At 68.6% G+C, this 25707-nt stretch carries 28 protein-coding genes; 15 read left to right on the top strand and 13 right to left on the bottom strand.

Annotated features, from left to right (window positions below):
* The first annotated feature begins 52 nt into the window (after window positions 1-52).
* From LPC10_RS05835 to LPC10_RS05825, 3 genes are all read left to right on the top strand, one after another.
* Window positions 53-811 (top strand): helix-turn-helix domain-containing protein, encoded by a 759-nt coding sequence (locus LPC10_RS05835; RefSeq protein ID WP_231345855.1) that lies wholly within the window; start codon window positions 53-55, stop codon window positions 809-811.
* A 130-nt stretch (window positions 812-941) separates the two neighbouring features.
* Window positions 942-1679, top strand: coding sequence for a PIG-L deacetylase family protein (locus LPC10_RS05830; RefSeq protein WP_231345854.1), 738 nt, complete (start codon window positions 942-944; stop codon window positions 1677-1679).
* A 75-nt stretch (window positions 1680-1754) separates the two neighbouring features.
* A complete protein-coding gene (locus LPC10_RS05825) occupies window positions 1755-2606 on the top strand; it encodes a glycosyltransferase family 2 protein (RefSeq protein ID WP_231345853.1) in 852 nt (283 codons plus the stop codon).
* A 16-nt stretch (window positions 2607-2622) separates the two neighbouring features.
* Here LPC10_RS05825 and LPC10_RS05820 read toward each other — a convergent pair whose 3' ends face one another.
* Window positions 2623-2859: a hypothetical protein gene (locus tag LPC10_RS05820; protein ID WP_231345852.1), complete on the bottom strand. Its 237-nt coding sequence runs from the start codon at window positions 2857-2859 to the stop codon at window positions 2623-2625.
* A 375-nt stretch (window positions 2860-3234) separates the two neighbouring features.
* Between LPC10_RS05820 and LPC10_RS05815 the strand changes: the two genes are divergently transcribed.
* From LPC10_RS05815 to LPC10_RS05800, 4 genes are read left to right on the top strand one after another with little or no spacing between them, the layout of a single operon-like run.
* Window positions 3235-3417, top strand: coding sequence for a hypothetical protein (locus tag LPC10_RS05815; protein WP_231345851.1), 183 nt, complete (start codon window positions 3235-3237; stop codon window positions 3415-3417).
* On the top strand, window positions 3418-3645 hold the full coding sequence (locus tag LPC10_RS05810) for a hypothetical protein (protein WP_231345850.1): 228 nt from the start codon (window positions 3418-3420) through the stop codon (window positions 3643-3645).
* 58 nt (window positions 3646-3703) lie between these two features.
* On the top strand, window positions 3704-4006 hold the full coding sequence (locus LPC10_RS05805) for a hypothetical protein (protein ID WP_231345849.1): 303 nt from the start codon (window positions 3704-3706) through the stop codon (window positions 4004-4006).
* Between the two features lie 40 nt (window positions 4007-4046).
* The gene (locus LPC10_RS05800) at window positions 4047-4334 is read left to right on the top strand and encodes a hypothetical protein (protein WP_231345848.1); all 288 of its coding nucleotides are present in this window, start codon (window positions 4047-4049) and stop codon (window positions 4332-4334) included.
* A 178-nt stretch (window positions 4335-4512) separates the two neighbouring features.
* Here the strand turns inward: LPC10_RS05800 and LPC10_RS05795 are convergent, their stop codons facing one another.
* From LPC10_RS05795 to LPC10_RS05780, 4 genes are all read right to left on the bottom strand, one after another.
* A complete protein-coding gene (locus LPC10_RS05795) occupies window positions 4513-5562 on the bottom strand; it encodes a glycosyltransferase (protein ID WP_231345847.1) in 1050 nt (349 codons plus the stop codon).
* 214 nt (window positions 5563-5776) lie between these two features.
* Window positions 5777-6865, bottom strand: coding sequence for a glycosyltransferase family 2 protein (locus LPC10_RS05790; protein WP_231345846.1), 1089 nt, complete (start codon window positions 6863-6865; stop codon window positions 5777-5779).
* A 5-nt stretch (window positions 6866-6870) separates the two neighbouring features.
* Entirely contained in the window at window positions 6871-7965 is a 1095-nt protein-coding gene (locus tag LPC10_RS05785) for a glycosyltransferase (protein ID WP_231345845.1), read from the bottom strand.
* 410 nt (window positions 7966-8375) lie between these two features.
* Window positions 8376-9059, bottom strand: a complete 684-nt coding sequence (locus LPC10_RS05780; protein WP_231345844.1) for a GntR family transcriptional regulator — start codon at window positions 9057-9059, stop codon at window positions 8376-8378.
* Between the two features lie 381 nt (window positions 9060-9440).
* On the opposite strand from LPC10_RS05780, the gene frc (LPC10_RS05775) reads away from it, so the two are divergent.
* The gene (gene frc / locus LPC10_RS05775; protein ID WP_231345843.1) at window positions 9441-10718 is read left to right on the top strand and encodes a formyl-CoA transferase; all 1278 of its coding nucleotides are present in this window, start codon (window positions 9441-9443) and stop codon (window positions 10716-10718) included.
* 140 nt (window positions 10719-10858) lie between these two features.
* Window positions 10859-11074, top strand: coding sequence for a hypothetical protein (locus LPC10_RS05770; protein WP_231345842.1), 216 nt, complete (start codon window positions 10859-10861; stop codon window positions 11072-11074).
* On the opposite strand, the gene LPC10_RS05765 is transcribed toward LPC10_RS05770, so the two are convergent.
* From LPC10_RS05765 to LPC10_RS05750, 4 genes are all read right to left on the bottom strand, one after another.
* Window positions 11056-11223 (bottom strand): hypothetical protein, encoded by a 168-nt coding sequence (locus LPC10_RS05765; protein ID WP_231345841.1) that lies wholly within the window; start codon window positions 11221-11223, stop codon window positions 11056-11058. The genes LPC10_RS05770 and LPC10_RS05765 overlap by 19 nt on opposite strands.
* A 222-nt stretch (window positions 11224-11445) precedes the next feature.
* Window positions 11446-13293 (bottom strand): zeta toxin family protein, encoded by a 1848-nt coding sequence (locus LPC10_RS05760; RefSeq protein ID WP_231345840.1) that lies wholly within the window; start codon window positions 13291-13293, stop codon window positions 11446-11448.
* A 37-nt stretch (window positions 13294-13330) separates the two neighbouring features.
* The gene (locus LPC10_RS05755; RefSeq protein WP_231345839.1) at window positions 13331-13612 is read right to left on the bottom strand and encodes a hypothetical protein; all 282 of its coding nucleotides are present in this window, start codon (window positions 13610-13612) and stop codon (window positions 13331-13333) included.
* A gap of 163 nt (window positions 13613-13775) precedes the next feature.
* Window positions 13776-14231, bottom strand: a complete 456-nt coding sequence (locus LPC10_RS05750) for a cyclic nucleotide-binding/CBS domain-containing protein (RefSeq protein WP_231345838.1) — start codon at window positions 14229-14231, stop codon at window positions 13776-13778.
* A gap of 434 nt (window positions 14232-14665) precedes the next feature.
* Between LPC10_RS05750 and oxlT (LPC10_RS05745) the strand changes: the two genes are divergently transcribed.
* The 4 genes from oxlT (LPC10_RS05745) (at window position 14666) to LPC10_RS05730 (ending at window position 20779) form a co-directional block, all read left to right on the top strand.
* Window positions 14666-15958, top strand: coding sequence for an oxalate/formate MFS antiporter (gene oxlT, locus LPC10_RS05745; RefSeq protein ID WP_231345837.1), 1293 nt, complete (start codon window positions 14666-14668; stop codon window positions 15956-15958).
* A 266-nt stretch (window positions 15959-16224) separates the two neighbouring features.
* Window positions 16225-17550, top strand: coding sequence for an oxalate/formate MFS antiporter (gene oxlT / locus LPC10_RS05740; RefSeq protein ID WP_231345836.1), 1326 nt, complete (start codon window positions 16225-16227; stop codon window positions 17548-17550).
* 468 nt (window positions 17551-18018) lie between these two features.
* Complete coding sequence (oxc, locus tag LPC10_RS05735) at window positions 18019-19773, top strand: oxalyl-CoA decarboxylase (RefSeq protein ID WP_133090189.1); 1755 nt, start codon at window positions 18019-18021, stop codon at window positions 19771-19773.
* 289 nt (window positions 19774-20062) lie between these two features.
* Window positions 20063-20779: an alpha/beta hydrolase gene (locus tag LPC10_RS05730; protein WP_231345835.1), complete on the top strand. Its 717-nt coding sequence runs from the start codon at window positions 20063-20065 to the stop codon at window positions 20777-20779.
* A 101-nt stretch (window positions 20780-20880) separates the two neighbouring features.
* Here the strand turns inward: LPC10_RS05730 and LPC10_RS05725 are convergent, their stop codons facing one another.
* From LPC10_RS05725 to LPC10_RS05715, 3 genes are all read right to left on the bottom strand, one after another.
* Window positions 20881-21033 carry a hypothetical protein gene (locus LPC10_RS05725; protein WP_231345834.1) on the bottom strand — a complete coding sequence of 51 codons (153 nt, stop codon included), beginning with the start codon at window positions 21031-21033 and terminating at the stop codon, window positions 20881-20883.
* Window positions 21034-21494: 461 nt separating this feature from the next.
* Complete coding sequence (gene frc / locus LPC10_RS05720; protein ID WP_108939065.1) at window positions 21495-22745, bottom strand: formyl-CoA transferase; 1251 nt, start codon at window positions 22743-22745, stop codon at window positions 21495-21497.
* 115 nt (window positions 22746-22860) lie between these two features.
* A complete protein-coding gene (locus LPC10_RS05715; protein ID WP_231345833.1) occupies window positions 22861-23310 on the bottom strand; it encodes a PAS domain S-box protein in 450 nt (149 codons plus the stop codon).
* 274 nt (window positions 23311-23584) lie between these two features.
* On the opposite strand from LPC10_RS05715, the gene LPC10_RS05710 reads away from it, so the two are divergent.
* On the top strand, window positions 23585-24028 hold the full coding sequence (locus LPC10_RS05710) for an OsmC family protein (protein ID WP_231345832.1): 444 nt from the start codon (window positions 23585-23587) through the stop codon (window positions 24026-24028).
* A gap of 29 nt (window positions 24029-24057) precedes the next feature.
* Window positions 24058-24426, top strand: a complete 369-nt coding sequence (locus LPC10_RS05705; protein ID WP_108939062.1) for a nuclear transport factor 2 family protein — start codon at window positions 24058-24060, stop codon at window positions 24424-24426.
* A gap of 118 nt (window positions 24427-24544) precedes the next feature.
* On the opposite strand, the gene LPC10_RS05700 is transcribed toward LPC10_RS05705, so the two are convergent.
* A complete protein-coding gene (locus LPC10_RS05700) occupies window positions 24545-25702 on the bottom strand; it encodes a DUF2778 domain-containing protein (RefSeq protein ID WP_231345831.1) in 1158 nt (385 codons plus the stop codon).
* Between the last annotated feature and the right edge of the window lie 5 nt (window positions 25703-25707).

Here is a 25707-nt window from a genome sequence, read left to right as displayed (position 1 = left end):
GCCGTCGGGCCGAAGGTGTACGCAATCGGGCCAAAAGGGGCAGGGCGTCGGCATGCCTTCGATCATGCGTTCGATCCGGGCCGAGGATTATCAGGACGTTCCGCGTGCGGTCGCGGTGATGCCCAAGACCTTCGCCGCGAGCAGCCGCACGGAGCGGCATTTTCACCCGCGAGCGCAGCTCCTCTACGCCACCTCCGGCCTGATGATGGCGAGCGCCGAGGACGGGACCTGGGTCGTGCCGGAAGGGCATGCCCTCTGGATCCCGCCGCGGCTGCCCCACGCGGTGGCGATGCACGGCGCGGTCGCGATGTGCTCGGCCTATCTCGCGGTCGAGGCGATTGCCGGCTTTCCCGGCCGGGCCTGCGTCATCGAGGTCTCGCCCCTGCTCGCCGCCGCGCTCGCCGCCCTGACGCGCGAGCCCGTGCTCTACGACGAGGCCGGGCGCGGCGGCCACCTCGCCGCGCTCGTCCTCGACGAGATCCGCCGGGCGCCAGAGACCAAGCTCACCCTGCCGCTGCCCAGCGACGCGCGGCTGCGCCGGATCTGCCTCGGCCTCATCGACGCGCCCTCCACGGCCTTCGATCTCGACGCCTGGGCCGACCGCGCCGGCCTGAGCCGCCGCACCCTGACGCGCGGGTTCCGCCGCGAGACGGGCCTCACCTTTGGGCAGTGGCGGGCGAGGGCTCGCGTCGTGCGGGCCCTGGCGCTCGCCGCCGACGGCGTGCCCCCGCGCCAAGTGGCCGCCTCGGTCGGCTACCGCAGCATCCAGGCCCTGCGGGGCCGGACGGAGGCGCTGCTGCCGGAGCCGTGACAAGCTTACCGTGACCATGGCCTGCTTGCCGATTGCCGATTGCCGGTTGCTCCGGCGCGGTCGGGTCGATAGCGGTCGCCGACGCGATGAGCTTTCGAGCCCGTTCCACGTTTCGAACCCAGGAGCCGCCATGCGCGCCGACGCCTTCCTTGAGGCCGTGAAGGCCCTGCCCGTCGCCGACCTCGCGACCCTCGTGCCGGATGGGGGCGGCCTCGTCGTCGTCGCGCCGCATCCGGACGACGAGAGCCTCGGCTGCGGTGGGCTGATCGTGCAGGCCGTGAGAGAGGGACGCTCTGTCCGCGTCGTCATCGTCAGCAACGGCTGCGGTTCGCACCCGAACTCCAAGGCCTATCCGCACGACCGCCTGCGGAGCTTGCGCGAGGCCGAGACCGTGCGGGCCATGGCCGAACTCGGGCTCGGTGCGGAGCATGTCCACTTCCTGCGCCTGCCCGATGGCGGCGTGCCGAGCGAGGGCGCGGAGGCCGAGGTGGCAGCGGACAAGGTCGCCGAGATCGCTCGCGCGGCAGGCGCCCGCGCCCTGTTCGTGACGTGGCGGCACGATCCTCATTGCGACCATACGGCATCCGCCGCCATCGTCGATCTCGCCCGCGCCCGACTTCCCGGCATCGCCGCCTACGCCTACCCGGTCTGGGGCTGGACCCTACCGCCGGAGCGCGAGGTCGGGCCGGCGCCGGGAGGATTTCGGCTTGTCGTGGAGGCCGAGCGCGCGGCCAAGCGCCGGGCAGTGGAGGCGCATGCCTCTCAAGTCTCCGGCCTGATCGAGGACGATCCCTCCGGTTTCCAATTGCAGCCGGCAATGATCGACCGGCTCTGCGGCTCGCACGAGTGGTACATCGCTCTCGGCTGATTCCCTTCATCGGCGTTTCAGGTTGAGGCTGGCAGGACGGGCGCGACCTGACAGCTTGGCCGGACTGGAAACCCCGTGAGCACCACCAGCGTCGTCACGCTCAACAAGGGGCGCGATGCCCATCTCGCGCGCCTGATCGAGGGGCTCGCCCGCGGCCCGGCCCCGATGGAGTGCATCGTGGTCGAGATGGGTCGCGCGCCCGAGCCGCTGCCGGAGACGCCGTTTCCGCTGCGGCGAATCGGTTTCCCGAGCGCCGGCCTGCCGCTCGCCGCCGCGCGCAATGCCGGCCGGGCGGCGGCCTCCGGCGACATCCTCGTCTTCCTCGACGTCGACTGCATTCCCTCCCAGGGCCTCGTCCCGACCCTCGCCGCGGCAGCGGCGGCCCATGACGGCCTCGTCTGCGGGCCGATCCGCTACCTGCCTGCCGGGGCCGTCCGCGACGGCTGGCAGGAGGCCGACCTGTTGCGGGCCGGCATCCTTCACCCGGCGCGGGACTTTCCGGACAGCGGCGTGAGGGAAACCCGTAATCCCGGCCTGTTCTGGTCGCTTGCCTTCGCGGTGCGGGCCACGACCTACGACCGGCTCGGCGGCTTTGACGAGGGCTATGACGGCTACGGCGCCGAGGACACCGATCTCGCCTTCCGCGCCGCGGAGATCGGCGTGCCGGTGCTGCTGGCGGGCGCGCCGCCGGCCTTCCACCAGCACCACCTCTCCTGCGACCCGCCGCTGCAGCACTTCGCCGACATCGTCCGCAACGCCCGCCGCTTCCGCGCCCGGCACGGCCTCTGGCCGATGGACGGCTGGCTCGACGCCTTCGCGCGGCTCGGCCTGATCGGCGCAAGCTGCGAGCCCGACATCACCCTCCTGCGCGGCCCGAGCCCGGAAGAAATCGCCGCCGCCCGCGTCCCGTCGGATCGGCCGTTCTGAGCGCAGGAAAAGCGCCTCACCGGCTGCCGGAGGCCGGATCGGCCGGTACCGTCCCGCTCGCCTCGTCATTCTCGGTCGTCTCACTCCTGGCAGGCCGCGGCGATGTCCCGCCCGTCAGGCTGCGGTGGCTCGGGCTGCCGTCGCCGGCCTCCGCGTGGTCCGGGCTGCTCAGGCTCGGATGTCCGTGGGAGCCGGCCACGCTCTCCCCGGCAAATCCCTCGGCCCGGTCTTCGCCGTCTCGTGCCATAGCCATCTTCGGCTCCCTCCTCGCACCGACGGCCGTGCCGCCGGGTGTGCTGCGAAACCGATCGGATCGGCTCGCGGTTCAAGCCGGAGACGACGATCCGAGAGCAGCTGGCTCCGGCCGGTGCCGTCTCGCAGGTTTGGGGCTGTAGCTCTCTCGGGGACGATGTTCCTTGAAAGCACACGCAGTCACATCGAGAAGCATTTTCGTCCCGTGCGTGCGCATGGCGCATCGCCTATGTCTTGGAAATATCTGGTGTAACAGCGAAAGAGCCGAGGTCTTGATCGAAGGCTTGGCTGAAAAGTTTCAATGATCAATCCGAACTCTTCGGGCGCTGGCCGGTTCTTCAGGCATCGTCGCCGACACGCGAACCCCGGAGTTTCAATGAGCACCAAGCCTCCGCCCGTTCCGCCCGCCAACCGGTCAGACAAAGGGCCGGGCAGCGCGCCCGAGACCGCCCCTGTTCAGGGCCAGGCCTCTTCACAGACGAAGGATCCGGACAAGATCGGCCAGGCCGGCAACTCGAAGGTCAACACCACCCATCAGGGCTACCAGCAGGATCGCTGAATGAGCACTTCCTCGAAGCATCCCAACACCAACCGCCATCACGGCGGGCCGGGCAGCAGCCATCAGGACCGCTCGAAGCCCTATGTCGAGCCCGATCACGGGCCGACGCCGGGCAGCCCGACCAACCATTCCAAATCCGGCGTGTCCGGGGGCGGCGGCGAGCGCGATGCGCACCACACCCACAGCACCATGGGCAACGCCCCCGACCGCACCGACCGCTCCCATTGAGGCGGCGCGTCGAGCCGACATCGAGCGGACGGATCCGTTTCGCATCAGGAGAAAAGCCATGGACGAGAGCCGCGGCAAGCCCGATCGCCATTCCCTTCGCGAATTCAACGCTTACGCCGACCGCAACGGTCAGGATTTCGGGCAGGACAGCCCGCTCGACGTCGCTCGTCCTGCCGACCTGCAGCGCGTGCTGCAGGAGGACCCAGGTGGGCAGGCTCAAGCGGCACGCATCGCCTCCGATTTCGACCGGCTCGACGCCATCTCCGGCGGGAGCATCGAGTCGGTCGAAGCCGTCGAGGCAGCGACCCCGCCGGAAAATTTGCGCCGCATCAGCGATCCGACCTTCACGCCGAAGCGCTGACCGACTCGGCCGATCGAGAGCACCAACGAGGAGGATCGCGATGAACGGACGATGGCTCGGCACCGTCGTGCTCGGAGTCGTGATCCTCGCAGCCGGGCCGGTCGCAGCCCAGGATACGGGCGGCGGCGCCGGCCGGGCCGGCAGCTTCGGCAATGCCGGCGTCAACGATCAGACCGGCACGGCCAGGAGCAGCAATCCGAATCCGGGCAGCGGCGGCATCACCCGCGACGGCGCCGGCGTGCTGTCCGACAAGCCGCGCACGAGTGGCGCATCGGGCCCCGGCACCACGGGACGGGAGACCTCCCCGGGAACGACGAACGACAAATGAGAACGCATCGGCCCGCGCCGGTGCCTGGCGTTTTCGAGCCGATTCGGACGATCTGACGGGCGTGAGCGCCGCTCAGACCAAATCCGTTTAATCCCTTCGGGATGGCGGATTTGGGCTTCGCTCAAGCGCCGCGCGGGCTTGCTGATCCGCTCCCCGCTCTGATCGAGCGGAGACCGTATCAGCCGGCGTCCCGGCATAACGCCTCGATCGCGCCGGCCGTTTGCGCCAGCGCATCGGGCTCCGCGAGGCGCCGGACGATCTCCGGGTCGAGGCCAAGACCTCTGGTCACGAGATGCGGCCATGCCGTCGTTTCCGGCCAACCGCGATGGACGACCGCCGCGCCGAGCCGCTCCAGCGCCTGCGCCTTGGCCTCCTGCTCGTCGTAGGCGCGCGGCTCGGGCAGACAGAGGAAGCGCTTGCCCAGGGCCGCCACCGCGGTGACGAGCCCGTCGCCCGCACCCCCGACCACGAGGGCGGCGGGCGCGAGATGCGGGCGCACATCCGTGACCCAGCCGTGCAGGTTCAGGTTTTTCGGGGCTGTCCCCGTGCCGGTGACCGGCCCGAGCACGTGCCACGCGCGTTCCGGCACCGCCTCAGCGGCCTCGATCAGTGCCTCCAGCCGCCCGCCCTCGCCGCCGCGGCCGAACACCACCACGATGCGTCCGTCCTCCTCAGGCGCGAGCCGTGCGGGCGCGCCGCCGAGAAAGCCACTGTAGAGCGTCTTTTCGCGCACCCAATCCGGCACGTGCCCACCGTCGAGCGCCTCGGGGAACGGAGCGAGCAGGCGCGAAGCGGCCCGGAAGGCTTCCAGATGCGGCCGGTCGGTGCGAGTGCCGGACAGGCGCACGACGAGGCTCGGCACTGATAGCAGCCGGGCGAGCAAGGCCACCTCCGCCGAGACGTCGACGACGATCAGCGCCGGGTCGTTCTCCGCTGCCCAGGCCGCGATCCGGCCCATCCGTGCGCGGATGCCGGGATGGTTCAGCGGCACGTAGTGGAAGCATTCGGGGCGCTGGTCTGCGCCGTCCTGCCCGTCGAAGCTGCGATCCAGGCGGTCGTCGGGCAGGTCGAGCACGGGGCCGGGTGCGCCCGCGATGTCGAGTCCACTGAAGCTGCCCATCAGGGTGCAGGGCCGCCCCAGCGCGTCGAGCGCCCGCGCGAGCGCGATCGCCCGCTGAAGGTGCCCGGCCCCCTGATGGTGGACGTAGTAGCCGACCGGACGAGTCATGCCAGTTCCCCACGCGTCCCGCTCCAAGCGGCGGTCGCCTTACACAGATCCTGCCGATGATGCCGGAATTTGCCGGACCCCGTCATCGCAGGAGTCAGCGAAGCGCTCCAGGTCGCGCCCTCTCCGAAAAGGTCAGGGCCTGGATTGCTTCGGCTTCGCCTCGCAATGACGCGCGTCGGGACCGAGGCGATCTCGTGTCGGGCGCCGGCCGGCCTCACGCCGCCCGGTCGCGCCGCAGGGCCGCACAGAGAGAGTCGAGCGCTGTAAGCGCCTCGTCGAGGCCGCATTCCGGGGCGGGGCCGTCCCGCGCCTCGAGGCGCGCATGGGCGCGCTCCACGAAAGCGATGTCGTTAGGGCAGGCCGGCAGATCGATGGCGGCGAGGTCCTCCGCATCGAATCCGAGCGCGTGCAGGGCAGCGGGCGCGGTGCCCTCGCGATAGGCGCGGCGCAGAGCGGCCCGGCGCAGGATGATCCGCTCCCAATGAGCCGCCACAGGCAGGCGGTAGGCCTCGCCCTCGCGCACGACGCGAGCGCGGCGCAGCATCTCGGTCGCCATGCCGCCCTCGGCCCGGCCGGCGGTGCGGGCTGAGACGAGCACCGCCACGTCGGGGCAGTGGCGCAGACGCCCACCCGCCCGCTGCACGGCACCGACTAGGGCGTTGTCCTCGCCGCGGGGCAGGGCCGGCAGGCCGCCGACCGCGCGATAGAGCGAGGCGCAAAGTGCGAGGCTTCCCCCCGTGTGGTCGCCGTGGCGCGGCGAGGGGTCATGGGGCGGGGGATCGAGCGCGTCTTCGAGGGCGCGCACGCCCGACCAGTAGCGCTCGACCCGTGCGTGGAAGGCGGCGAGCGCGGGATCCGCGTTGCCCTCGTCGTCGATCACCAGCCGGCCGCCGACGATCTCCGCCTCCTCCAGGGCACGCAGATTCGCCGCGACCCAGCCGGGGACGAGCCGCGCATCGGCATCGGTGGTGAGGAGCACGCCATCGGGCGCCCCCTCGCTCTCCAGCCACTCGGCGCCCGCATCGAGGGCACGGCGGCGGGCGGTGCCGACATGGGCCTCGGCGGCCGGAAAGGTCGCCGCGATCAGGCGCAATGCCAGGGTGGAGAGCGCGCCCGAACCTTCGAGGGCGCGCACCGCCTCGACCGTGCCGTCGGTGCAGTTGTTCACCACGATCACGACCCTCAAGGGCGCGTCCGCCGAGAACCCGTCCTGCGCAGCGAGCGCCCGCAGCAGGCGCGGAAGGCGCTCAGCCTCGTTGCGGGCCGGGATGCAGACGACGGCCGGGCCGGGGCGTGCGGACATGGCGCTCAGGCCGCCGGGCGTTCGAACAGGGCGGTGCGGGTGCTGTTGGCCGGCGCGCCGGCCAGCACCTCGCGGTAGAGTTCCTCGTAGCCGTCGGTCATCACGTCGGCGTCGTAGAGCGTCTCGGCCCGGCGGCGGCAGGCGCGGCGTTCGAGGGTGACGGCGCGCTGGATCGCGCGGGCGAGCGCCGCCACGTCGTCGGCCGGGGCGAGAGCGCCGGAGAGGCGGTCGACGATATCGGGAATCGCGCCGCGGCCGAAGGCGGCGACCGGCGTGCCGCAGGCCAGCGCCTCGGCGACGACGAGGCCGAACGGCTCCTCCCAGCGCGGCGAGACGATGGCCGCCCGCGCGCCGCCGAGCTGATGCGCCAGCTCGCGATGAGAGAGATGACCGACATAGGTGACGTCCTCCCCGAGCCGCGGGGCGATCCATTCGTCCCAGTAGCGCGGGTTCGGCTTCGGGCCGGCAAAGCGCAGGCGCATCCCGGCCTCGCGGGCCGCGTCGATGGCCAGATGCGTGCCTTTCTCGGGCACGATCCGCCCGCTCCAGAACACGTAGGCGGCCGGGTCGGCGAACGGACTGAAGGCGAAGGTCGAGAGGTCGATGCCGTTGCCGATGACGCGGGCATCCGGCACGAGCGGCTGCCATTCCTGCGCCAGCGACGGCGAGACGGCGGCGAAGATCATGCCGGGCTTGGCCGCGCGGACGCCCTCGGCCAGCGATTCGAAGGGCGGCGTGTGGAGCGCCGTCGTCATCGGCACGGGGAGCGTGTGGCTCGCGCGCAGGGGCAGATCGTGCAGGCTGTTGTTGTGCACGATGTCGAACCCGCCGCGGGCGACCGCCTCCATGATGCGCTCGTAGGCCGCAAGCTCGGCCCGCTCGATCCGCTCGCAGGCCACCGGATCGCCCAGGGCGTCGCCGGTCGGCGGACAGACGGGGTTGGGAACCAGGGCCGGATCCGAGCCTTCGGAGGCGAACAGGGTCACCCTGTGACCGCGCGCCCGCAGCGCGCCGGCCAAGTGATGCGTGTGCATCTCGAGGCCGCCCAGATAGGGCTGTCCGATCGGGAACTTGAGATGGGCGATGACGGCGATCTTCAAGGGCGTTGTCCGAAGTCGGCGGCGTGGAGGACTTGAGGAACCAGTCCAATGGCTAGGCTTTCGCCCGCACCATCGCCCGTGCTCTAGGAACGCCCGATGAACGAACCCTTCAGGAAACGAAAAGGGGGAGGAATAAATGTGACGAAGGGGGAGATGCCGCCGCGTCGTCACGAGCCCGCGCAGAAAAGCGCGGCCGTCCGAGCCGGTCGACTGGCTTCGGCGGCCTCGGGGATCTGTATTCGCCTGATCAGGCGAGGCCGCAGCCGGCTTTTGCGGGCAGTTCTCAAGTGAGGCGCGCGGTCGATTGCGCGCGTTTCAGCGCTCTGGCGGATGAGTTTGGGCCGCGTCAGGCGTCGCGAAAGCCGCTGGCCTCGCCACGCCCACCGGGCCGGACAGAGCGCGGGAAGACCTCAGTCGAGATGATTGCCGTAGCGCTGGACGTGGTCGGCGAGGCCCAGGCCGTGGTCGCGCACGAGTCGTTCGGCGCGCTCCGCGTCGCGGGCCTCCAGCGCCTCGATGATCTGCACATGCTCCTCGATCGACTTCGAGGCGCGGTCGCCCTGTCGGAGCGCCGTATTGCGGATGCCGCGCACGTGCATCAGCAGATTGCTGGTCAGATCCTTGATCACCTCACTGTGGCCGAGCGAGATGATCTTCTGGTGAAAGCGGATGTTGGCTTCCGAGTATTCACCGAGATGCTCGTAGGGCTTGCCGTCGAAGAATTCGGGGAAGCAACGGCGCAGGGAGGCCAGATCCTCGTCCGAGGCGGCGGTGCAGGCGAGCCGGGCCGCCATGCTCTCCAGCGCCGCCCAGGCCTGGATCATGCCGACGATCTCGCGCTTCGTCTTCTTGACGACGAACACGCCGCGCCGGGGCTCGTTGCGCACGAACCCTTCCTGCTCCAGCACCGTCAGCGCCTCGCGGATCGGCGTGCGGCTCACGCCGAGCGTCTGCGAAAGGCCGCGTTCGTCCAGCCGCACATCTCCGGATTGGCCGTAGATGTCCATGTTGGTGATGGCGGATTTCAGCGCCTCGTAGGCGAGCGTTCTCAGGCTCGTCGCCGGGACGATCGGCTTGATCGAGAGATTTTCCATCGCTTCGGATCGACCTTGATGCCGATGGGGATGCGGGTCCGGAGATGGGGCATCGAGCCGTTCGAGCATGGCGCCTCGCCTCGGGGAAGACAAGCCGACCGCACCCATGCGCCCGGCTTATACCTCCGGATTCTGCTCACGAGCCCGCGCGGATCGAGATCCCGAAACTCGCAAACGTTGACGTCTGGCATCTGGTATGCCAGAAAGAAACCTTGAAGTCGAGAGCTTCGGCATTCGCTGGGCGCAGAGCAGCCTCCCCTCGGAGGTGGCTGGTGTGCACGGTGCTCAAGACCGGCCCGGCTTCTCGACATGCGCTCCCGCCGACGCCATCGGCTGACGGGCGCAGACCAAGTGGCTACTCTCCTGGGGAGGAGACCTGCGATGGGCAAGGCGCTCGAAGGCGTTCGGATCCTCGACTTCACCCACGTCCAGTCGGGGCCGACCTGCACGCAACTGCTCGCTTGGTTCGGAGCCGACGTGATCAAGGTCGAGCGGCCGGGCGCGGGCGATGCCACGCGCCAGCAACTGCAGGACCTTCCCGGTGTGGACAGCCTCTATTTCACGATGCTGAACCACAACAAGCGCTCGATCACGCTCGACGCCAAGAACCCGAAGGGTAATGCCATCCTTTGGCGTCTGATTGCCGAGTGCGACGTGCTGGTCGAGAACTTTGCCCCCGGTGCGCTCGACCGCATGGGGCTGACCTGGGAGAAGCTCCAGACCGCCAATCCGGGGCTGATCCTGGCCTCGGTGAAGGGCTTCGGCCCCGGTCGCTATCAAGATTGCAAGGTCTACGAGAACGTCGCCCAATGCGTCGGGGGCGCGGCCTCCACCACCGGCTGGCGCGACGGCGTGCCGATGGTCTCGGGCGCCCAGATCGGCGATTCCGGCACCGGCCTGCACCTTGCGCTCGGCATCGTCACGGCGCTCTACCAGCGCACCCAGACGGGGCAGGGGCAGCGGGTCGACTGCGCGATGCAGGACGGGGTGCTCAACCTCTGCCGGGTGAAGCTGCGCGACCAGCAGCGTCTCGGCCATGGCCCGCTGATGGAATACAGCCAGTACGGCGAGGGCGTCCCCTTCGGCGAGGCGGTGCCGCGGGCGGGCAACGATTCCGGCGGCGGCCAGCCCGGCCGCATCCTGAAGTGCAAGGGCTGGGAACAGGATCCCAACGCCTACATCTACTTCATCACGCAAGGGGCGGTCTGGGGCTCGATCTGCGACATCATCGGCGAGCCGGACTGGAAGGACGATCCGGCCTACGCCACGCCGAAGGCGAGGCTTCCGCATCTCAACGAGATCTTCACGCGCATCGAAGCCTGGACGATGAAGCACGACAAGTTCGAGGCGATGGAGATCCTCAACGCCTACGAGATTCCGTGCGGGCCGATCCTGTCGATGAAGGAGATCGCCGAGGATCCGATGCTGCGAGCGAACGGGACGGTGGTGGAAGTCGACCACCCGACGCGCGGCGCCTACCTGACGGTGGGCAATCCGATCAAACTCTCGGCGAGCCCGACCGAGGTCACCCGAGCGCCGCTCCTCGGCGAGCATACGGACGAGATCCTGCGCGAGGTGCTCGGCTGCACGGATGCCGAGATCGGCGACATCCTCGGTTCGGGCGCCGTCGGCGGCGTCCACCGCATCGCCGCAGAGTAGCGATCGGTCTTATTTTGCGATTGGGCGCGGGATCGGAACTTGATTTCCAAGCCTCTGGTATGCCAAATACCAAGGCGAACGTTTCGATCCTGAGCAGGGGATGTGATCTCTCTCCGGATCGGCATCCGGAGGATGCGGTGATGACCGAGAACGCTCTGGACGACGCCCTGGCCGATCTCGTGGAGGCGTTCGGACACGTTTCCGAGGCCGAGCTACAGGCGTTCCTTGATGGGACGCCGCGCTCGGATGCAGGCTTCGCCGTGACAGAGAGTGGTTCGGGCGTGTTCCCTTTGCCGACTCCTGCAAGCGTCGCTGCGCGTGACGTTTTCGGCGCGATTCAAGCCGCGTCGGCGTAGCGGCCGGCGGTCTGCCGCGCCTTGGCATCGCGGGCGGCCTGATTGTCCGGCGTTGCATCGGAGATGGTCAGACGGTCGGCCAGCTTGACGACGAGCAGCGCCTGCAGGGCACCGAAGAAGAGAAGCGCGGCGAGCCAAGTGGCGAGCATGATGGTCTCCGACAATGCGCGCTGGCAATGGGCTATGGTGCGGTGCACATAAGATAGCCCGACTCTTCGTGATATGAAGTACAAAATACCAGATTCGGGCCGACGTCACCTGCCCGCGAACGCCGCCATGGGATCTGGTGCGATGGGCAGGGTCGAGCAGCCCCGGTGAGGGAGTTTGCCTGACAGCGATCCGAGGATGTCGCGACAGACCGGGCGCGGCGGTCAGCGGATCGTCTGAACGACGTCGCGACCCCAGGCACCGAGCGTCGATGTCTCGGTTGGGGAAAGCCTCTCGTCGAGCGGCGGAGCTTCACCGGTCCGTTCCCGTAGGCCAACCGCCGAGAGCGCCTGCGCCGTCCCGTCCTCGTTGAGGGCGGCTGCCAGCCCCGCCCGGTCGAGACCGAGAAGCCGACCTTGCTCGAAACGCGCGAAGACCCGGCCCGTCTCGCGGTCGGCGAAGCGCACGACGGCAAGCCGCCGCAACACCTCCCGCAGGAAGCCCGCATCCGCCTCAGGCGTCTCTTCGACGCCGCGATAGACCTCGGCCGCGCTGCGGGCGCGAATGTCGATCCGCCGGTAGCGCTCGATCGCCAGCAGGGCTCTCGCGTCGAGGATCGTCATCGTGTCGTTCGTGCCGAAGGCGATGGTGAGCGGACGGGCGCCCTTGGGCACGCTGTTGTCGAGAAATTCGAAGAAGACCGGCCGGTCGCGGCGCAGGACCCAGTTGAAGAACAGCCGCGGCATGCCGGTATAGGCCTCGACATTGTGCGCGAGCAGATCCTCCACCGCCTTGTAGCGTCCGAACTCCTCGCCCCGCTTCCAGGCCCGCTCCACGGTTTCCTCGGGCGGCGTGACCATGAACTGCAGGAAGACCCGGTGGCCGAACCGGGTCAGGAGCTGGCCGGCGCCGTCGCTGCCGGCCTCCGTCGAGAAGCTGTCGAAGCGGAAGCGGTCGATCAGCAGGTGCGAGAGGCGGCCGTCGGCTGCCTTGCGGGTGATGTAGCGGTCGAGCTTGGCATCGACGATCTCGACCTCGTGGCCGGTCAGCGGGCCGGCGTAGCGGCGGGCGGTGCCGAGGCTGTCGTAGTCGAGCAGGAACTTGCGCCAGACGTCGGGGGTGATGACGGCGAAATCCTGCCAGGAGGCACCGATCCGTTCCGCAAGACCGCGCTGGTAGGGCCGGATCGTGCTCTTGCCCGAGGCCGAGGCACCCTTGACGGTCATCACCACCGGCTGCGCCTGGGGCTCTGGCCGATGGTAGCCCTGCGCCTCGGCGACGGCCTCGATCCATGGCGCGATCAGCGTGCCGATCCGGTCACTGCCGCAGCGGTTGGTGACGAGGATCCCGGCGAGCCGCCGCAGCAGCGCCCGATCACGGATCAGCATGCCCTGGCGGGCGATGACGTGGCCGAACACCGTGCGGAGCGCCTCGCGGACGGAGCTCTCCAGGGTGTCGGCTTCACCGGCGGCGGCGCACCGCGCGTCGAGGCGAGCAAGGAGACTGGCTTGGCCATCGCTGGCCGGTGGGGCACTCCGGGAAGAGGGGCGTTCGCGTGCACCGAGGCGGGCAAGCCACCGCCCCCAGCCGGACGCCGGCTCGGGCACCGGCGCGGGCGCCTCGTCGAGCAGGGCTGAGAGCTCGCGGTCCAGGATCGTGTCGGCCTCAACGCGGACGGCCTCGTACGCGGCCGCGACCGCATCGAAGCGCTGTGCCACGCCTTCGTGTAGGAGGGTGGTGACGATGTGCCGGAAGTTCAGGCCGAGATCGGCATAGACCTCGCCGACCGGCACCGAGATGTCGGCCATCACCCGGATCAGCACTTCGTGGACGGCGAGACGCTCGGGCCGGAAGGGCGCGATCTGGGTCGCGGGCAGGCCGCTCAAGTCGGAGAGTTCGAGAATCTCAGGGTAACTGACGGAGACGTTTTCCGGACGGAACAGCGTGGCGAACGGGCGCATCGCCCGCGGCAGGCCGGGTTCGAGCCCCGGATTCCAGGCATCGAAGGCCGGCGCATCCGCGGGCGCCGCCAGCGAGGCGATGTCTGCGAGGGCCGACGCCGCTTCGTTCATCGCGCCGGCCCTCCCTGCCGCGGCCCGTCTGTGCCGATCAGGCGGCGGAGGCGTTCTCGATCGCCTCGAACCGGATCTGGTAGGCCTCGCCCCAGAGGGTCGCGGCCCGCTCGTGCCAGGCGGCATCGAAGAACAGCTTGGCGCAGAACGAGCTGCGCCAGATACACACGGCGATGATGCGCTCGTCGAGAACGCGGATGTGGCGGCTCTCTAGTCCGCCGGCGATACCGAGGCGCGGCAGCATGTCGATGCTCGACACGCCGAATTCGTTCTCGCCCGGAAAGACGATCGGACACTCGACGACGGTCAGATGTTTCATCGGGGTTTCCATGGCGGGCGCCTTTTCTCGGAGATGTTGTCCGACCGGTTCCGGTTCATTCTCGCACAACGCCCGATGCCTTGTGCCCGCTCCATCGGATGCGGTCTACGGTGTCGATGCGTCGTGCGCGGCGACCATCGCATGCAAGCGGGGCCTTGCGCCTTCACGGATGCGGTGATGCCTGTGGAGTCGCCGCGGCCCGCGCCTGGCCGATGTTGGCGCCGATGTCTTTGCCAAATTCTTGGCCGGCACAATCCCAGATGCTCAGGATCGCGCGGATGCGGCAGGACTCCATCAGGGCGATGTGGTCGACCCTCCGCTCGCAGAAGGTCTTCAGGCGCTCCTGCGCCGAGGCCCCGATATCGACGGCGGGAAAATCGGGGTCGGTGATGAGCCAGACGCTGCGGCTGTAGATCTCGGGACCGTCGGCCGCCACCGCACGGAAGATGTCGCGCTGCGTGAGAAGACCTGTCACCGTCCCGTCGGCCTCGCCCTCGACGACGACGAGGGCACCCGTTCCCGGCTGGGCGAGAAGCTGCGCCGCCTCGGCCACCGAGCGGTCTCTGTGAATGGTGCGGACACCCGCGGCATCCGGCTCACGGCGCATCGTTCCAAACACGGCGCTCCTCCATCGGCATGCCTCTCGACCGGGGCCGCCTTGGAATGCAGGCTGGTATACAGCATACCTATTGTCAATCCGACATTTTGAATTATGGTGCCGCCGCGTCCGGACCGGCTGGCAAGATCGAGCCACCGGCCTTCACGCCATGGGGCAGAGCAGCAAGCTCGGCAGCACGTCCCTTCTCGGTACGGGGCCCGCAGAGCCCCCGGCCCTCGTTCGCGCAAGACCATCGTCCAGAATTCGGCAGAGCCCGTTGGCGGAGGTGTCACACGAAAACATTTCGGCCTTTCAAGAAGATCATTGCGGCGCTGACCGAGTGTTCGCGCTTTCTGCCTGCATCAAGCAATAATACTTCTATTTTTACAAAAATATTTTAGGACTAAAACTGACCAAAAAGCTCGGAAAATCGAGCGTACACTGGAGATACGTCCATGACCGATCTATCCACGACAGGCGCTTCAGCGCCTACGAACCGTTGGCTGCAATTGCTGTTCGGCATCGTCTGCATGTGCATGATCGCCAACATGCAGTACGGGTGGACGTTCTTCGTCAACCCGATCCAAGAGCGGCACGGCTGGGACCGCGCCGCGATCCAAGTCGCCTTCACCCTCTTCGTCGTCACCGAGACCTGGCTCGTCCCGATCGAGGGCTGGTTCGTCGACAAGTACGGCCCGCGGGTCGTGACACTCGTCGGCGGCCTGATGTGCGGGCTCGCCTGGGTGGTCAACGCCTACGCCGACTCGCTGACGATGCTCTATATCGGCGCCGTCATCGGCGGCACGGGAGCGGGCGCGGTCTACGGCACCTGCGTCGGCAACTCGCTCAAGTGGTTTCCCGACCGTCGCGGCCTCGCCGCCGGCCTCACTGCGATGGGCTTCGGCGCGGGCTCCGCGCTCACCGTGGTGCCGATCCAGGCCGTGATCCACCATTACAGCTACGAGTCGGCCTTCCTCTGGTTCGGCCTCGGCCAGGGCCTCGTGGTGATGCTGATCGCCCTGTTCCTGGTGGCGCCGAAGAAGGGGCAGGTGCCCGAAATCGCCCGCGTCAGCCAGAGCCGGCGCGACTTCTCGCCGGGTGAGATGGTCCGCACCCCGATCTTCTGGGTGATGTACGCGATGTTCGTGATGATGGCCGCCGGCGGCCTGATGGCGACCGCGCAGCTCGGCCCGATCGCCAAGGACTTCCACATCGCCGACGTGCCCGTCAGCCTGTTCGGCATCACCCTGCCGGCCCTGACTTTCGCCGCCACCATCGATCGGGTGCTCAACGGCGTGACCCGACCGCTCTTCGGCTGGATCTCCGATCATATCGGCCGCGAGAACACGATGTTCCTGTCCTTCGGCATCGAGGGCGTGGGCATCTACATGCTGAGCCAGTTCGGCCAGGACCCGATCATGTTCGTGATCCTGACCGGCCTCGTGTTCTTCGCCTGGGGTGAGATCTACTCGCTGTTCCCTGCCACCTGCGGCGACACCTTCGGCTCGAAATACGCCGCCACCAATGCCGGCCTGCTCTACACCGCCAAGGGCACGGCGGCGCTGATCGTGCCCTATACCAGCATCCTCACCACCATGACCGGGAGCTGGCACGCGGTGTTCCTGGCGGCGGCCGCGCTCAACATCCTCGCGGCCCTGATGGCGATCTTCGTCCTCAAGCCGATGCGGCAGGCCTATACGCGCGATGCGGCGGCGGCGACCGAGCCGAAGACGGCCACGGCGCACTGAACGGCGCCTCCGGACCGTTCGTCCGGCTGACCACGATCATCGACGCGCACCGGGCCTGACTGCCCGGCGCGCGCCGACGGGTCCTCACCGCGGACCTTCGGCCGTCGATCGAACGAGACGCGCCGAAATCGGCGCCCTCGTCGGCCTGCCGGAGTGCCGCAGCCTTCCCGCCTGACCTCCATCCCCCTCGGCAGAGTGTCTGCCCGGCATCGTCATGCTCAATGCGGCGCCCGGGGGAACATCGGAAATCTAAAAGGAGATACCGGATGGTTTTCCAACCGGCAGAGCAGCACGCGCGTCAACAGACGCCTTCGGATGCGCCGTCCGCCAAGTGGTGGCAGCTTGCCTTCGGCGTGCTGTGCATGGCGATGATCGCCAACCTTCAGTACGGCTGGACCCTGTTCGTCGATCCGATCGACGCGCAGCACCAATGGGGCCGCACGGCGATCCAGTTCGCCTTCACCATCTTCGTTGCCACCGAGACCTGGCTGGTGCCGATCGAGACGTGGTTCGTCGATCGCTACGGCCCGACCCTCGTGGTCGGCTTCGGCGGGCTCATGATCGCCCTGTCCTGGACGCTCAACGCCTACGCCGACTCGCTCTTCCTGCTCTACACGGCGGCCGTGATCGGCGGCATCGGGGCGGGCTCTGTTTACGGCACCTGCGTCGGCAACGCCCTGAAATGGTTTCCCGACCGGCGCGGCCTCGCCGCGGGGGCAACCGCGGCAGGCTTCGGCGCGGGCGCGGCCATCACCGTGATCCCGATCGCGAACATGATCGCCGCGAGCGGCTACCAGAGGGCGTTTCTCGTCTTCGGGCTCGGCCAGGGCGCCATCGTCCTCCTGCTGTCGCTCTTCCTGCGCAAGCCGTCGGTCGCCGTGCCGATCCAGCGCAAGAACCTGCGCCTGCCCCAGACCAAGATCGACCGCAGCCCGAAGGAGGCAGTGCGCACGCCCGTCTTCTGGACGATGTACGCGATGTTCGTGATGGTCGCCTCCGGCGGCCTGATGGCGGCGGCGCAGATCGCTCCGATCGCCCACGACTTCAAGGTCGCGGGTGTGACGATGAACCTGTTCGGCCTGCAGATGGCCGCGCTCACCCTGGCCATCTCACTCGACCGCATCTTCGACGGGTTCGGCCGGCCGTTCTTCGGCTGGGTGTCCGACAATATCGGCCGCGAGAACACGATGTTCATCGCCTTCGTCATCGCCGCGACGGCCTGCATTCTGCTGCTGGGCTACGGCCGCAACCCGATCATCTTCGTTCTGTGCACGGCGATGTATTTCGGGGTGTTCGGGGAGATCTACTCGCTGTTCCCCGCGACCTGCGGTGATACCTTCGGCTCGAAGTATGCAGCCAGCAATGCCGGTCTGCTCTACACCGCCAAGGGCACCGCGGCCTTCCTCGTTCCCTTCGCCAGCGTCCTGTCGGCGCATTACGGCTGGTCGGCGGTGTTCGGCCTCATCATCGGGCTGAACATCCTGGCCGCCGCGCTCGCGGTCTTCGTTCTGAAGCCGATGCGGCGGCGCTACCTCGCGGCGGAAGCGGAAATCGCCGGAGCGGACGAGGCGCGGGCAGTCAAGCTCGCCTGAGGGCATCGGTGGCCGGCCGCCCCGATTGATACGGTCTCCGCTTGATCAGGTCGGAGACCGTATCAGCAAGCCTATATGGCGGTTGAGCGAAGTCCAAATCCGCCATCCCGAAGGGATCGGCCGGATTGGGTATGACGAGACACGCGCCGCGGCGATGATGCTCGGCGTGTGTCTTCATGGAGGGCCAGCGTCCCGTCCGCGCCGCTGCCGGAGGGGGCAACGGAAGAGCCAGCCGGGCGCCCGCAACACGCGGGAGAAAAGGCGCTGGTTCCGTTTGACCGGCCATTTGGTATTTGGTATGCCAGATCTGTCGCAACAAGACCGGCCGTCCGCTGCACGGTCCGCACGCCGGGAGAGGCGTTGCGCAAGGCGCCGGCCAAGACACCGGCTAAGGCACCGCGCCGCATCGGCCCGACGCCATCGGGCCCCGAGCGGGACACGACATCCAATCATCAGGGAGAACGCCGCATGACCGTCCAGGCCCAGAACATCGACGCGATCACCGCGGGCGCCGTGCCCCACGAGGAGGCGGAGCTGACGGACGGCTTCCACCTCGTCATCGACGCGCTCAAGCTCAACGGGATCGAGACGATCTACAACGTGCCCGGCATCCCGATCACCGATCTCGGGCGTCTCGCCCAGGCCGAGGGCATGCGGGTCATCTCCTTCCGCCACGAGCAGAACGCGGGCAACGCCGCCGCGATCGCCGGCTTCCTCACCAAGAAGCCCGGCATCTGCCTCACGGTCTCCGCGCCGGGCTTCCTCAACGGCCTGACCGCGCTGGCCAACGCCACCACCAACTGCTTCCCGATGATCCTGATCTCCGGCTCCTCCGAGCGTGAGATCGTCGATCTGCAGCAGGGCGACTACGAGGAGATGGACCAGCTCGCCATCGCCAAGCCGCTGTGCAAAGCCGCCTTCCGCGTGCTGCACGCCGCCGATATCGGCATCGGTGTCGCCCGCGCCATCCGAGCCGCGGTGTCCGGCCGCCCCGGCGGCGTCTATCTCGATCTGCCCGCCAAGCTCTTCTCGCAGGTCATCGACGCCGATCTCGGCGCGCGCTCGCTGGTGAAGGTGATCGATCCGGCTCCGGCCCAGATCCCGGCCCCGGCCTCGGTGACCCGCGCCCTCGATCTCCTGAAGTCGGCCGAGCGTCCGCTGATCATCCTCGGCAAGGGCGCGGCCTACGCCCAGGCCGACGAGGCGGTGCGTGCGCTCGTCGAGGAGAGCGGCATCCCCTACGTGCCGATGAGCATGGCCAAGGGCCTCCTGCCCGACACCCACCCGCTCTCGGCGGGCGCGGCGCGCTCCACCGCGCTCAAGGATTCCGACGTCGTCGTGCTGGTGGGCGCCCGCCTCAACTGGCTGCTCTCCCACGGTAAGGGCAAGACCTGGGGTGAGCCGGGCTCCAAGCGCTTCATCCAGATCGACATTGAGCCGCGCGAGATGGACTCGAACGTCGAGATCGCCGCCCCCCTCGTCGGCGATATCGGCTCCTGCGTCGAGGCGCTGCTCGACGGCATCCGCAAGGATTGGAAGGGCGCGCCCCAGAACTGGCTCGAGACCATCCGCTCCAAGCGCGAGGCCAACATCGCCAAGATGGCCCCGAAGCTGATGAAGAACTCGTCGCCGATGTGCTTCCACTCGGCGCTCGGCGCGCTGCGCACTGTCATCAAGGAGCGGCCCGACGCGATCCTCGTCAATGAGGGCGCCAACACCCTCGACCTCGCCCGCGGCATCATCGACATGTACCAGCCGCGCAAGCGTCTGGACGTCGGCACCTGGGGCGTGATGGGCATCGGCATGGGCTTCGCGGTCGCCGCAGCCGTCGAGACCGGCAAGCCGGTGCTGGCGGTCGAGGGCGACTCGGCCTTCGGCTTCTCCGGCATGGAGGTGGAGACCATCTGCCGCTACGAGCTGCCGGTCTGCATCGTGATCTTCAACAACAACGGCATCTATCGCGGCACGGACATCGACCCGACCGGGCGCGACCCCGGCACGACGGTGTTCGTGAAGGACTCCCGCTACGATAAGATGATGGAAGCCTTCGGCGGCATCGGCGTGAACGTCACCACGCCGGACGAGCTGAAGCGGGCCGTGGACGAGGCGATGGATTCCGGCAAGCCGACCCTCATCAACGCGGTCATCGACCCGGAGGCCGGCAGCGAGAGCGGCAACATCGGCAGCCTCAACCCGCAGAGCACGCTGAAAAAGAAGAAGTAAGGCGAGGCCCTCGCGCCTTGAAAGGACCGCGGTGCCCCCGGCACCGCGGTCTTCCTCGTTTCACGGCCAGAGCTGCCGATCGGCGCTCCGGCCCCGGTAACCACCCACCTCCCTGATGCTGAGGGCGCAGCGAAGCGGAGCCTCGCAGCACGCACGGACGCTGCCACAACCCTGACCCGACGCGCGCCCGCCGAGGCGTCCGGGATCTCGGTTCAGGCGTGCTTCGAGGGCGGCTCTCGCGGGTACCTCAGCATGAGGAGCGGGGTGGGCTCCCTCAGCGAGATGTCCCATGGCCTCCGGGATCGACCCGACTGCTCCCATCGATCCGCGCCTGACCGGCCGGCTCGCCTTCCTGCCGCGCCTGCCGAGCAAGCCGCCGCTTCCCCCCGGCCGCCACGCACTCGGCCTGTTCGAGACCCGCGACGCCGTCCTCTGCGTGCCCGAACACATCGATGCGCGTCTGCCGACGCCTCTCGTGGTCCTGTTCCACGGCGGCGGCGGGCATGCCGAAAAGATCCTGCCGATGCTGGAGGGTCATGCCAAGTCGCGCGGCTTCCTGCTGCTCGCACCGCAATCGCTCCATCCGACCTGGGATCTGGTGATTGCCGGCAACGGCCCCGACCGGGAGCGGCTCGACCGGGCGCTTGCCGAGGTCGCCGACCGCTTCCTGATCGATCCCGGCCATCTCGCCTTCGCGGGGCACTCGGACGGGGGCAGCTACGCGCTCTCGCTCGGCCTCACCAACGGCGACCGGGTCAGCCACATCATCGTGTCCTCGGCGGGCTTCCTGTCCGTGCAGGTGCAGGCGGGCGCGCCGAAAATCTTCATGTCGCACGGGACGCGCGACGAGCAGATCGGCATCGACCGCAGCGCCCGGACTCACGCCCGGCTGCTGCGGGGGGCGGGCTACGATCTGACCTATGTCGAGTATGACGGGCCGCACGCCTACAATCCGGACGTGGTGGCCCAGGCCGTCGATTTCTTCCTCGGCGACTTCTTCGCCTGAGCCGCGGGCCTGCCTCGATCACTCTCCCGGATATCCGATCCGGGCGCGTGATCGATCCTCTTGTCTGGACATCGTGTTTTCCGACAGCCGGCGGCCGCCTTTCAGGACGTTGCGCCGGCAGCGGCTCCGGGTTCTTCGACGCCGACGTCCTCCGGCTCGACCACGGGTAGAGTGGGGTGGCCGCTCCGGGCCATGCGCACCGCGATCTGGGCGTGCGACATCTCCGGGTGCAGACTCTCGACCTCGGTGGTCATCGCGTCCGCGGCGCAGCCGTGCGGGGCCTCGCCCAACCTCACTTGTCAGCGCCGGGCGAGGCCTGTGGGCATGCGGGAGCCGCGAAGAGCAGGTCGGCGGAGGCGCCCTTCGGTGCGATCGGCGACGGCAGCCCGGTTCTGGTCTCAAGTGCGGCACGGCCGCATGGCGAGGGGAAGGCGCGTCGCGGCAGCCGGGGCCGCGAGACGGAAAAACCGGACCGACAGGGTCGGCCCGGGAAAGTCATCGGAGGAGGAAAAAACCCGGGCACCGTGCCCGGTCAAGCGCTCCCGGGGCGATGCCCCGTCCCGGGAGATTCATGGCCGAAGGGGGCCGGCCATCCAGTGTCTCTCACGAAACTCCCGCTGCGCCGCCATCGCCAGAGCGAGAGCTGTTCGCGACCGGGAGTCTTGTGAGGCACTCTCCGTACGGGCAGTCCGGGGGGACTGCCCGCCGTTACCCGTCAGACCGCGCGAGCCTCGTGCATCGCGGCGATCTGCTCAGGCGAGTAGCCGAGGCCGGCGAGGACCTCGTCGGTGTGCTCGCCGAGCAGGGGCGAAGCCTTGATGTCGACCTTCAGGTCCGAGAACTTGATCGGGCTTCCGACGGTCAGGTACGAGCCGAGCTTCGGATGCGGGACCTCGACGATGGTGCCGCTGGCGCGCAGCGACGGATCGGCGGCGATCTCCTTCATCGACAGCACCGGCGAGCACGGGATGTCGAACTTGCGCAGGATGTCGACGGCCTCGAACTTGGTCTTGTCGGCCAGCCAATCCTCGATGATCGCGAAGATCTCGAAGATCTTGTCCTGGCGGGCGCGGGGCGTGTTGTAGGCCGGATCGTCGATCCACTCCTCACGGCCGAGCGCCTTGCAGATCGGCGCCCAGGCGTGACCCTGGATGGTGAAGTAGATGTAGGCGTTCGGATCGGTCTGCCAGCCCTTGCACTTGAGCACCCAGCCCGGCTGGCCGCCGCCGCCCGCGTTGCCGCCGCGCGGCACCACGTCCGAGAACTCGCCGTGCGGGTATTGCGGGTACTCTTCGAGGTAGCCGATGGCGTCGAGGCGCTGCTGGTCGCGCAGCTTCACGCGGCAGAGGTTGATCACCGAGTCCTGCATCGACACGGCGACCTTCTGGCCCTTGCCGGTCTTGTTCTTGGCGTGCAGCGCCGTGAGGATGCCGATGGCCAGGTGCATGCCGGTGTTCGAGTCGCCGAGCGCGGCGGCCGACACGGTGGGCGGGCCATCCCAGAAGCCGGTGGTCGAGGCGGCACCGCCCGCGCACTGCGCCACGTTCTCGTAGACCTTCAGATCCTCGTAGTGGTGGCCGTCCGAGAAGCCCTTCACCGAGGCGAGGATCATGCCCGGGTTGAGCTCCTGGATGCGGGCCCAGGTGAAGCCCATGCGATCGAGCGCGCCGGGGCCGAAATTCTCGACCATCACGTCGGACTCTTGGATCAGCTTCTCGAGGACTTCCTTGCCCTGCTGGGTCTTGGTGTCCAGCGTCAGCGAGCGCTTGTTGGAGTTCAGCATCGTGAAGTAGAGCGCGTCCGCGTCCTCGACGTGGCGGAGCTGGGTGCGCGTCACGTCGCCGGAGCCCGGACGCTCGACCTTGATCACGTCGGCTCCGAACCACGCAAGGAGCTGGGTGCAGGCGGGGCCGGCCTGGACGTGCGTGAAATCGATGATTCTGATCCCGTCGAGCGGCTGGGTCATCTTGGTTTTCTCCCTCTTTCGACTTCGTTGTGAGTTGGCGTTGTTGAAAAGTTGGAAAACAATGCTTTAGGCAATATCTCTGAATGACTTAGGTCTGCTGTGTGCTGTGTCCGCTTCAGGCGCAGACCAGTGTGCCCAGAGCGTCCTCCAATTCCGCGACGCGGCGGCGTAAGGCGCGCTCCTCCTGGAAGCGCTCGGTCTCGTCGCGGATGATCGCGGCGATGCCGGTCACCTCGCCCTCCGCGCCGTGCAGCAGCGCGACGGTGAAGGCGATGGAGAGCGCCCGTCCGTCCTTATGCAGGGCCGGAACCTTGAGCAGCGATGTGCCGTAGCGGGTCTCGCCTGTGCGCATCGTCTTGGCGTAGCCGTCCCAGTGGCGCTTGCGGTGGCGCTCTGGGGTGATGAGATCGAGCGTCTCGCCCAGCGCCTCGGCCTCCGAGAAGCCGAAGATCCGCTCGGCAGCCGGATTCCAGGTGACGATCCGTCCGTCTGCGTCCGAGATCACCACCGCATCGCCGATCGCCGCGACCAGCCCGGATGTGTCGAAGGTCTGCGATGGAGCCATCCGTCGCCTCCTTTGTGCCGCCGCTAGCCCAGAGGCCGCACGGCGAGCGGAGAGGAACAATGGCTGTCGAGGATGCCGCGTTCGGTCATGGCAGGCGTTGCCTCCTTGGCTTCCCAGGTCTCCCGAATTCCGGGTGTCCCAGATCGAGGCCGCTCTTTGCGGTGGCTCATCGATTGGCATCTGGTATACCAGATACGAATAGCAGGTCAAGGCGCACCGCGCGGCTCGAACGAGATCGCGGCGGGGCGGTTGATAGGGAGGCAAGGAGGCCGGAATGTCGGGCAAGCACAGCATCAAGATCCGGCAGATCGAGGCCTACGCGTTCCGGATCGAGTTCGGCGAAGCCTTCGTGCCGCTCATGACCGACGAGCCGGAGCCGATCGGCGGCGGCACCGGTCCCTCGCCGGAGCAGGTGCTGATCGCTGCCGTCAGCAATTGCCTGTGCGCGAGCCTCGCCTTCGCGCTCGGCAAGTACCGGCAGGAGGGCGGCGGCGTGAGCGCCGAGGCGATCGGGCGGGTGGCCCGCAACGCGGAAGGTCGCCTGCGCCTCGTCGGGATCGAGGTCGACATCGCCCTTGGCGCATCGGCCGAGTCGATGGACCGGCTCGACCGGGTTCTCGCTCAGTTCGAGCAGTTCTGCACCGTATCCGAGAGCGTCAAGGCCGGGGTTCCGGTGGCGGTCGCGGTGCGGGACGGGCAGGGTAACCGCCTGAAATAGACACGTCTCACGAATAGGGAGGAGCAACGATGAGCGAGAACGAGAGGGACGTGGCGCGCGAGCCCGAGGATCTGGCCCGGCTCTTCCACGAGCGGGCCAATGCCGGCGATGCCGAGGGGCTGGTCGCCCTGTACGAGCCGCAGGCTGTGGTCGCCGCGGGCGACATCGTGGCGAGTGGGCACGACGAGATCCGCCGCTTCTACACGGATCTGCTGGCCCGCAAGTCGGACTTTCCCGAGCCCGAGACGCTGCCGGCGATCCGCAACGGCGACCTCGCGCTCACCTTCGCGCGGCTGCCGAACGGTGCGCTCTCGGTCGAGTCGGCCCGCCGGCAGCCGGACGGCACGTGGCGCTGGGCGATCGACCAGCTCAAGATCAAGCCGGTCACGAAGGGCTGACGTCAGGGGTTTCGAAAGGACGGCTCCTTTTCATAAGTTCCAGGCCAGAGCCCTGGTTGAAGGGAGGCCGGGGTTCCACCCCGGCGCTCAGCCAAAGGAATGATCCCCTTGGGATCCTTCAATCCGCGGAGGCCGAACGGCGCGGCGTGGTGCTGCGCCGGTTGGCGAAGACGCCGGGGGCGGTGCCGGGCACCACGACCATGCGCCGAACCTCGCCGCGCAGGTAGGCCTGGAGGAAGCGGGTGTAGTTCTTGAACACGACGCAGCCGTTCGAGGCGCCGCTCGGGCCCAGCATGTAGGTGTGAGCGAGGATGCCATCGCGGCCGTGGATGGCGGCCGAACCGCCGACCGGGTTGAGGCGGATCGCCCGCACCCCGTGGAACAGGGCCTCGCGCTCCCGCAGGTCGTAGACGCCGGGCGGGGTGGCGCCGCGCATCCGGACGTGGACGTAGTCCGGGTTGTCCTGAGCGACGCCGAGGCCGGAATGGGCCTCCAGCACCTCGCCGTTCGGCAGGGTCACGGTCGCGGCGCTGATGTCGTAGACGGCCACGCCCGGCTCGGAGACCGGACCCGGCACGACCCGCCGCCGTGCGGCCGAATCGACCGCGCCGCTGTCGAGCCCGGCATAGGCCATCGCCTTGTTCGAGGCCGGTGCGGGCGACGAGGAGCCGGGCAGGTCGAACATCTTCTCGAAGAACGAGCGGTCGTCGGTCACCGCGGCGCTGAACACGCTGCGGGTCGGCTCGGTGGAGGCACGCGCCGTCGAGGCCATCCAGTTCGAGGCGGCGCGGGCAGTCTGCATCCGCGGTTCGTAGCGGAACTCCTCAGGGCGCCGCACCGGCAGGGGCACGGTGAGCGCGACGCGGGCCACCGGCGCGGCCGGGCGCGGTGCGGCGGCGGGCGGCACCTCGGCCATCGCAGCCGCGGGGAGGGCGGCCAGGGTCACGGCCGGCTCGGGCGCCGCCGGCGTCCGGACGGCGATTGCCTTCGGGGCCTGTGGGACGAAACCCCGAGTGGCGGTGTCGAGAACCGGCGCGGGGTCGAACATCGAGGCCAGGGCGCTCGGTGCGGCCGGCGCCTTCTCCGCCTGTCCGGCGTCATCGGACACCTGCACGGTCTCCGTCGGCAAGGGCTCCTCGGCATTCTGCGGCTGCAGCAGGCCGGCCAGCGCCAGGCCGCCGAGGGCGGTGAGCGCGAGGGCGGCAAGGGGCTGCCCGCGTCGACGGCGGACGACGGGCCGGGCGGAGCGACTCTGGACGAGCTCGGCGATGTCCATGCGGG

The organism is Methylorubrum sp. B1-46, assembly GCF_021117295.1.
GTDB lineage: Bacteria > Pseudomonadota > Alphaproteobacteria > Rhizobiales > Beijerinckiaceae > Methylobacterium.
The sequence above is the reverse complement of the archived record's forward strand: the minus strand, read 5'-3'. Positions and strand labels throughout refer to the sequence as shown.

Bases quoted from the DNA above. Each gene is read 5' to 3' on its own strand.
- LPC10_RS05780 (WP_231345844.1), bottom strand. From the start codon at position 9,059: ATGGAAAATCTCTCGATCAAGCCGATCGTCCCGGCGACGAGCCTGAGA.
- LPC10_RS05700 (WP_231345831.1), bottom strand. From the start codon at position 25,702: ATGGACATCGCCGAGCTCGTCCAGAGTCGCTCCGCCCGGCCCGTCGTC.
- LPC10_RS05755 (WP_231345839.1), bottom strand. From the start codon at position 13,612: ATGAAACATCTGACCGTCGTCGAGTGTCCGATCGTCTTTCCGGGCGAG.
- oxlT (WP_231345837.1), top strand. From the start codon at position 14,666: ATGACCGATCTATCCACGACAGGCGCTTCAGCGCCTACGAACCGTTGG.
- LPC10_RS05830 (WP_231345854.1), top strand. From the start codon at position 942: ATGCGCGCCGACGCCTTCCTTGAGGCCGTGAAGGCCCTGCCCGTCGCC.
- oxlT (WP_231345836.1), top strand. From the start codon at position 16,225: ATGGTTTTCCAACCGGCAGAGCAGCACGCGCGTCAACAGACGCCTTCG.
- oxc (WP_133090189.1), top strand. From the start codon at position 18,019: ATGACCGTCCAGGCCCAGAACATCGACGCGATCACCGCGGGCGCCGTG.
- LPC10_RS05805 (WP_231345849.1), top strand. From the start codon at position 3,704: ATGGACGAGAGCCGCGGCAAGCCCGATCGCCATTCCCTTCGCGAATTC.
- LPC10_RS05730 (WP_231345835.1), top strand. From the start codon at position 20,063: ATGGCCTCCGGGATCGACCCGACTGCTCCCATCGATCCGCGCCTGACC.
- LPC10_RS05795 (WP_231345847.1), bottom strand. From the start codon at position 5,562: ATGACTCGTCCGGTCGGCTACTACGTCCACCATCAGGGGGCCGGGCAC.
- frc (WP_231345843.1), top strand. From the start codon at position 9,441: ATGGGCAAGGCGCTCGAAGGCGTTCGGATCCTCGACTTCACCCACGTC.
- LPC10_RS05765 (WP_231345841.1), bottom strand. From the start codon at position 11,223: ATGCTCGCCACTTGGCTCGCCGCGCTTCTCTTCTTCGGTGCCCTGCAG.
- LPC10_RS05800 (WP_231345848.1), top strand. From the start codon at position 4,047: ATGAACGGACGATGGCTCGGCACCGTCGTGCTCGGAGTCGTGATCCTC.
- LPC10_RS05760 (WP_231345840.1), bottom strand. From the start codon at position 13,293: ATGAACGAAGCGGCGTCGGCCCTCGCAGACATCGCCTCGCTGGCGGCG.
- LPC10_RS05710 (WP_231345832.1), top strand. From the start codon at position 23,585: ATGTCGGGCAAGCACAGCATCAAGATCCGGCAGATCGAGGCCTACGCG.
- LPC10_RS05770 (WP_231345842.1), top strand. From the start codon at position 10,859: ATGACCGAGAACGCTCTGGACGACGCCCTGGCCGATCTCGTGGAGGCG.
- LPC10_RS05820 (WP_231345852.1), bottom strand. From the start codon at position 2,859: ATGGCTATGGCACGAGACGGCGAAGACCGGGCCGAGGGATTTGCCGGG.
- LPC10_RS05815 (WP_231345851.1), top strand. From the start codon at position 3,235: ATGAGCACCAAGCCTCCGCCCGTTCCGCCCGCCAACCGGTCAGACAAA.
- LPC10_RS05715 (WP_231345833.1), bottom strand. From the start codon at position 23,310: ATGGCTCCATCGCAGACCTTCGACACATCCGGGCTGGTCGCGGCGATC.
- LPC10_RS05835 (WP_231345855.1), top strand. From the start codon at position 53: ATGCCTTCGATCATGCGTTCGATCCGGGCCGAGGATTATCAGGACGTT.
- LPC10_RS05790 (WP_231345846.1), bottom strand. From the start codon at position 6,865: ATGTCCGCACGCCCCGGCCCGGCCGTCGTCTGCATCCCGGCCCGCAAC.
- LPC10_RS05810 (WP_231345850.1), top strand. From the start codon at position 3,418: ATGAGCACTTCCTCGAAGCATCCCAACACCAACCGCCATCACGGCGGG.
- frc (WP_108939065.1), bottom strand. From the start codon at position 22,745: ATGACCCAGCCGCTCGACGGGATCAGAATCATCGATTTCACGCACGTC.
- LPC10_RS05725 (WP_231345834.1), bottom strand. From the start codon at position 21,033: ATGACCACCGAGGTCGAGAGTCTGCACCCGGAGATGTCGCACGCCCAG.
- LPC10_RS05705 (WP_108939062.1), top strand. From the start codon at position 24,058: ATGAGCGAGAACGAGAGGGACGTGGCGCGCGAGCCCGAGGATCTGGCC.